This window comes from Achromobacter sp. 2789STDY5608621, from assembly GCF_001299375.1.
Taxonomy (GTDB): Bacteria; Pseudomonadota; Gammaproteobacteria; order Burkholderiales; family Burkholderiaceae_B; genus Achromobacter; species Achromobacter insuavis.
The window spans coordinates 1-3,196 of the sequence record NZ_CYTU01000103.1 but is presented as its reverse complement, the minus strand read 5'-3'; the positions used below and the strand labels follow the sequence as shown (position 1 = coordinate 3,196).

The following is a 3,196-nucleotide window of genomic DNA, read 5'->3' as shown; positions in this document are numbered from 1 at the left end:
GCCCGACGCCGGGCCCGCGCCCTGGCGGCCGCCGCGACCGCCCGACGCACTCTTGCGGCCGCCGCGCGCGCCGCGGGCGGGCTTGGCATCGGCCTCGTCGGCCTGGGAACCCGAGGCCGCATCGGCAGCGCTCTCGGACGCCTCGACCGCCGCCGCCATGGCGCGCAGCGCAGGCTTGCCGCCAACCCTGGCCGGCGTGCCGCCCGCGCTGTCGCGGTAGACATAGGTGCCCGACTTCTCCTCGCGCCCGACGTCCAGGAAGCCGCGCGACTGCGCTTCGTCCAGCAGGTTGCCGAAGGCGCGGAAGCCGTAGTACGACTCGTTGAAATCGGGCCGGCGGCGCTTGAGCGCGTCCTTCAGGGCCGAGGCCCAGACCTTGCCGCTGTCGCCGCGTTCGGCCATCAGCGCCTCGAAGGTCTCGACCACCATGTCCACCGCCTGCGTCTTGCGCGCCTCCAGCTCTTCCTTGCGGCGGCGCTCTTCATCGGGCGAGCGGCGCTGGCCGGCATTGCCGCCGCCGCGGTTGTCGCGGCGGGCGTCGGCGGCGCGCTGGCCTTCGCGGGCCAGGTCGTCATAGAAGATGAATTCGTCGCAGTTGGCGATCAGCAGGTCCGAGGTGGATTGCTTGACCCCCACCCCGATCACCTTCTTGTTGTTCTCGCGCAGCTTGGACACCAGCGGCGAGAAATCGGAATCGCCGCTGATGATGACGAAGGTGTTGACGTGCGACTTGGTGTAGCAGAAGTCCAGCGCGTCCACCACCAGCCGGATGTCGGCCGAGTTCTTGCCCGACTGGCGCACGTGCGGGATTTCGATCAGCTCGAAATTGGCCTCGTGCATCGGCGCCTTGAATTCCTTGTAGCGCTCCCAGTCGCAATAGGCCTTCTTGACCACGATGCTGCCCTTGAGCAGCAGGCGCTCCAGCACCGGCCGGATGTCGAACTTCTGGTACTTGGTGTCGCGCACGCCAAGCGCCACGTTCTCGAAGTCGCAAAAAAGCGCCATGCTGACGTTTTCGTTGGCTGCATTCATAAGTGTTTCTCCGTTGCGGCAGCCATCCCGGCCGCCTGGCCGGGGCGATTGGCCGCGTTTTGCCGCCCATGATATACATTTCCGTCCACTCACCTTCCCCGACCGCGATGCGTGACGATATCCCCCATCCCCCATTGAGCACCGAACGCCTGCTGCTGCAACCGCTGTGCCTGGACGACGCGCCCGCCATCCAGCGCATCTTTCCGCAGTGGGAAGTGGTGCGCTACCTGGCCGAACAGGTGCCCTGGCCCTACCCCGAGGACGGCGCGCGCACCTATGTGGAACAGGTGGCGCTGCCGGCCATGCGGCGCGGCGTGCAGTGGCATTGGTCCTTGCGTCCGCGCGCCGAACCGGACCGCCTGATCGGCCTCATCAGCCTGATGCGCGACGATCCGGGCAACCACCGCGGCTTCTGGCTCGACCCGCAATACCGGGGCCAGGGCTACATGACCGAGGCCAGCGAGGCGGTCACCGGCTATTGGTTCGAGGTGCTGGACCAGCCCGTGTTGCGCGCCCCCAAGGCGGTGGCCAACGAGGGCTCGCGCCGGCTGTCCGACCGCACCGGCATGCGGCGGGTGGCCACCGAAGAGCGCGGCTTCGTGTCGGGACGCCAGATGGCCGAAATCTGGGAAATCACGCGCGAGGAATGGCGGGCGCGCAAGCGCTGATCCCGGCCGGCGGCGTCGGCTCGTCCGGCGCGGCGCCGGCAAATCCGGCCCCGTTTCTTTGCCCGAGGGCCAGACCCGGCCAGCCAGCTGACCGGGGGTTTAAGCCGGCGCTTACCGCCCCTTTCGCCCCGTTTTCCGGCGGATTGCCCCGGCCGCGGCGTGGCTAGAATTTGCCACCATCCCGCATTCCGTGAACCGGATGCCCTCGCTATCGGCAAGATCCATGAATCCGTCTACCGTCATCGGCGCCATCGTCGGCCTGCTCACCCTGGTCATCGTCATCGCGCTGGCCGCCACCAACCCCGGCATGTACTTCAACCTGCCGGGCCTGGCCATCGTGCTGGGCGGCACCGCCGCCGCGCTGTTCATCGCCTATCCGCTGTCCGAAGTGATGCGGGTCTTCAAGCTGGTCGGCACGGTGTTCCGCCACGACCAGCACGACCAGCAGCGCGACATCGAGGAACTGGTCAACATGGCGCAGCTGTGGATGAACACCGACGTCCACAAGGTCGAACTGGAACTCAAGAAGGTCACCAACCCGTTCCTGCGCACCGGCGTGCAGCTGATCATCGACAACACCCCCGAAGACCAGATCATCGAACTGCTGCAATGGCGCGTGGCGCGGCTCAAGGCGCGTGAAATGGCCGAAGCGCAGATGTTCCGCGTCATGGCCACGTTCGCGCCGGCCTTCGGCATGCTCGGCACGCTGGTCGGCCTGATCAACCTGATGGCCGTGCTGGGCGACGGCAGCATGACCACCATCGGCCAACAGCTGGCCATCGGCCTGATGACCACCTTCTACGGCATCCTGCTGGCCAACCTGGTGTGCAAGCCGATCGCCGTCAAGCTCGAGCGCCGCACCGCGCGCCGCGTCGAGTCCATGAACATGGTGCTGCAGGGCATCTCGATGATGTGCGAGAAGCGCGGCCCGGCCGTGGTGCGCGAGACCCTGAACTCGTTCGTCATGCACGTCGAGGACGAAATCTATGACGGCGGCGCCTCCGCGCCGCGCGGCAAGACCGAGGGCCAGGTGCCCACGGCCGCCAAACCCGTGTCCATCACCCGCCCGGCCGCCGCGCGTCAATGAGCCTGATTTCCCCCTCCCTGGCGCAGCGGATCGAGCAGGCCCGCCAGGCCCAGCTGCGCGCGCAGAAGGCGGCCGCCAACAGCGGCTGGCGCCCGAGCAAGAGCGACCGCAAGGACCGCTACGCCCGCTGGCACGTCGATGAAACGGTCGAGAGCGATGCCGAGAACTGGCTGCTGAGCTACCTGGACCTGATCACGTTGCTGCTGGCCATGCTGGTGGTGATGCTGGCCGTCTCGCGCCTGCATGGCGGTTTCCAGGACGCCGGCGAGCAGCCCGTCGACCTGGTCGGCAGCCTGGCGGCCAAGGGCCTGCCCGCCTATGACGGCGAGTACGCCGAATTCGACACCCCGGCCATTCCCGCCAGCTGGGCCGACGCCGGCAAGCCCGCCGCCGCGGCCGCCGGCGCGCC

Annotated in this window: 4 protein-coding genes; 3 read left to right on the top strand and 1 reads right to left on the bottom strand. The window is 68.1% G+C overall.

Going from position 1 to position 3,196, the window contains the following annotated elements:
* Positions 1-1,032 (bottom strand): NYN domain-containing protein (locus AOZ53_RS33130; RefSeq protein WP_054491077.1); only part of this gene is annotated, 1,032 nt, incomplete at its 3' end.
* Positions 1,033-1,166: 134 nt separating this feature from the next.
* Here AOZ53_RS33130 and AOZ53_RS33125 point away from each other — a divergent pair.
* The 3 genes from AOZ53_RS33125 to AOZ53_RS33115 form a co-directional block, all read left to right on the top strand.
* Complete coding sequence (locus AOZ53_RS33125; RefSeq protein ID WP_231689977.1) at positions 1,167-1,700, top strand: GNAT family N-acetyltransferase; 534 nt, start codon at positions 1,167-1,169, stop codon at positions 1,698-1,700.
* 223 nt (positions 1,701-1,923) lie between these two features.
* Positions 1,924-2,787, top strand: a complete 864-nt coding sequence (locus tag AOZ53_RS33120; RefSeq protein ID WP_054434158.1) for a motility protein A — start codon at positions 1,924-1,926, stop codon at positions 2,785-2,787.
* On the top strand, positions 2,784-3,196 hold a 413-nt coding region (locus tag AOZ53_RS33115), incomplete at its 3' end, for a flagellar motor protein MotB (RefSeq protein WP_304439211.1). The genes AOZ53_RS33120 and AOZ53_RS33115, both read left to right, overlap by 4 nt.

What these genes read in the sequence shown, in the direction of transcription:
- AOZ53_RS33120 (WP_054434158.1), top strand. Translation starts at nt 1,924, where the DNA reads ATGAATCCGTCTACCGTCATCGGCGCCATCGTCGGCCTGCTCACCCTG.